Here is a 3,156-nt window from a genome sequence, read left to right as displayed (position 1 = left end):
AATTACCTTTTTCAGCATCGTCTAAATTTAAAATTTTATGTTTTTGTTTAAGCAATCCACCATAACTTAGCATACGTTTTCTGTATAAACCTTGTTCTAAGTCTTTGACTATTTCTTGATTTTTTTCTTGATTACTTGTTAGATAGTCTGATGATTACTAATACTAGGAGAAGTTAATAAATACGTAACCAACATGATTAACAATTATTAGAGGTCATCGTTCAAAATGGTATGCGTTTTGACACATCCACTATATATCCGTGTCGTTCTGTCCACTCCTGAATCCCATTCCAGAAATTCTCTAGCGATTCCAGAAGTTTCTCAGAGTCGGAAAGTTGACCAGACATTACGAACTGGCACAGATGGTCATAACCTGAAGGAAGATCTGATTGCTTAACTGCTTCAGTTAAGACCGAAGCGCTCGTCGTATAACAGATGCGATGATGCAGACCAATCAACATGGCACCTGCCATTGCTACCTGTACAGTCAAGGATGGTAGAAATGTTGTCGGTCCTTGCACACGAATATTACGCCATTTGCCTGCATATTCAAACAGCTCTTCTACGATAAGGGCACAAATCGCATCGTGGAACGTTTGGGCTTCTACCGATTTAGCAGTTTGATACACTTTCTCTAAGTATCCACCTGAATCATAAATCGGCAAAATAGAGAAAAATTGACCATGTGTAAGCGGCCAATCTGATTCCACCTGAGATGCATAATCTAGTAGAATCTCTTCGCTATCAAAATTCACTTCCACCTTCCACTCACCGGTTGTCCATTCATGGCTGAACTCTGCTTCCTCTGTTGACATGACACACATCATCTCAATATCCGAATAGGGCCCATCAGTCTGACGACCAAGAGAGCCATAAACACCAATAGCCTTAACATCATCCCCATATTTATCCAATATTCGTTCCTTAATTTCATGAACAATCTTCATTCTTTCTTCTCTAGTCATTATTATTGGTCCATTCACTATTCTCATTCCCTTTTCAGATAATTTTAGATTTGCTTTTCTAAATAAGAATATTTGGAGAGCACCGTTCTTATTCAGCTATTAATAACTCGTCTTCCTAAGCATCCTTCAATCCTTTTAATAACAATTATAGCATCTAATCTTCAACAAACTGGCCCGTTTGTTGAACTACTCTTTAATAAAATAATTTTTCCGTTCCCAATTCCACATTGCAATAATAGAAAATCCATCTTCATCGGCTTTTTCGTCATCATCTGTATGAATCAAATCGCCTTCTTCTGTGTCATCAAGGTTTAATTTTTTATGTATTTCTTTTAACAAACCACCATAGGAGATTAACCTTTTACGGTGTAAACCTTCCTCCAAATCAGACAAACGTTTCAAATTCTTTTCTTCATCATCGGTCATAAAATCCGTATCCTTTACAGGATATTTTGCAGTTTCGTCAATTGCCGATTGTATATCCGATTTATATTTATTTTTCGGTCGAATCATTTGAACTTTTACATTTGGATCATAGTCTAATTTCATTGCCTTTTTCCAAAATTGAATCCATTGTTTTTGATTCACGTAGTTTTCTGTATTCTTAAAATAAGTTGGTTCCACACATACCAATACATGCATGTGCTGATTATAAGAATTATCTTTATTATTTATTGTCACTTCCGTTGCACGCATAAAACCAACAAGATTTTTATTAATTTTTTTATATTGCATCATTCGGCGAAATCCTTGAGCCATATCTGACAAACTCTTATTTAATTCTTCGCCATCATAAACATTTTTAACTGTTAATGTGAGAAACAACCAACGAACTGTTGGCTTTTGTTTAATAACTTCAGCAACAACCTTTTGTGACTGAATGCCATGTTTCATTGCTCTCCTCCAGTTGCACATTGGACAAAGCCTGGATTTACAAAACCACACTCGATACAACTTTCTTTCGCCTGTTTCACGATTTTGTTTATACTCTAATATTTCAGCACAATCTTTTACTCTTTCAGCCTTTTTAAATTCAAGAATATGCAGAAGTTCAAAGTAATCAACATTAGCGATTTTCTTTTCTCTCCATGGTCTCACTTTTCCACTTTTTGTCTTGTCCACTAAAACCCTTGATTTTTCATCTGAATAAATGCTACTATTAGGACACATAATATTAAAAGAAACCCCCATCTATTTAGTTATTTGTTTAGTCACTTATAACTTTAACAGATGGGGTTTTTCTGTGCAACCAATTTTAAGGGTTTTCAATACTTTAAAACACATACATACCAACACTTCAACGCACCTTTCAGCAACTAAAATAAAAATGACGTTATTTCTATATGTATCAAGACAAGAAGAAACTCGTTACACTCGTTTCTAAAAACCCAAAAATAGAGCATGATGATCACTCCGTGAATCATGCTCTATTTTTCCGTCTGTACATGTTTTTATTCCAATTTCCTTTTTGGTTTGAACCTACAATTCCATGTGATGTTGAGTTGGTACTTTCTTGGGATTAATCCCAATTCAAGTCCAACCAACTCGCTAACAAGTTAGCTATCACATTTCATTTTTCAAACCAAAAAGTTTTCTCGGCATAAACGGTGGTATGATTAAATTAGATTTAACTTAGCAGAATATTTCTAAAAAAAGCCAACTTAATTTTTAGGTCGGCTTTTTTATTTTGCTTATTTTCAAATACCCTTATTTTGAATTTTAAGGGGGTATTTTAAAGTTTCAGGGGTAAATCATATAGTTTTATACCTAAAAACTTATATAAGCTCTTAAAACGCAAATATGAGCCAAATAAATATATTCTAATTTCACAAACAAAAATTTGAGTAAAACCAGTGACTAATTTTTTAGACACTGCCCATTTACATGCAAATTTAAAAATTGGCATGAAAAGTGGGTAACCATGCTGGTTAAACGCTATAGTTCCTGCAGGGGCTAAAAACATAAAAAAACGCTAGCTTTTTAGCTAACGTTTCACATTTTTTAAATAATAATTTTGTTTTTCAAAATTCCAAATTGCAGTAATTGAATTTGCTTTTTCTTCTTCGTCTGTCGTTTTTTCTTCGTCACTTGTATTAATCAAATTACCTTTTTCAGCATCGTCTAAATTTAAAATTTTATGTTTTTGTTTAAGCAATCCACCATAACTTAGCATACGTTTTCTGTATAAACC

Annotated in this window: 3 protein-coding genes and 1 pseudogene; all 4 read right to left on the bottom strand. The window is 33.8% G+C overall.

The window, feature by feature from the left end:
• A pseudogene (locus LQ617_RS15660) lies at nt 1–154 on the bottom strand (protein rep); the annotation flags it as partial.
• 67 nt (nt 155–221) lie between these two features.
• Nucleotides 222–983 (bottom strand): aminoglycoside O-nucleotidyltransferase ANT(4')-Ia, encoded by a 762-nt coding sequence (gene aadD1, locus LQ617_RS15655; RefSeq protein WP_001014230.1) that lies wholly within the window; start codon nt 981–983, stop codon nt 222–224.
• Nucleotides 984–1,151: 168 nt separating this feature from the next.
• Nucleotides 1,152–2,135: a protein rep gene (locus LQ617_RS15650; RefSeq protein ID WP_000336291.1), complete on the bottom strand. Its 984-nt coding sequence runs from the start codon at nt 2,133–2,135 to the stop codon at nt 1,152–1,154.
• Nucleotides 2,136–2,949: 814 nt separating this feature from the next.
• Nucleotides 2,950–3,156, bottom strand: a 207-nt coding sequence (locus LQ617_RS15645) for a protein rep (RefSeq protein WP_345773059.1), incomplete at its 5' end; no start/stop codon positions are given.

The sequence above is a fragment of the Mammaliicoccus sp. P-M59 genome (assembly GCF_022386135.1).
Classification (GTDB): Bacteria; Bacillota; Bacilli; order Staphylococcales; family Staphylococcaceae; genus Mammaliicoccus; species Mammaliicoccus sciuri_A.
This window is presented reverse-complemented; position numbering and strand designations above follow the sequence as displayed.

What these genes read in the sequence shown, in the direction of transcription:
- LQ617_RS15650 (WP_000336291.1), bottom strand. Translation starts at nt 2,135, where the DNA reads ATGTGTCCTAATAGTAGCATTTATTCAGATGAAAAATCAAGGGTTTTA.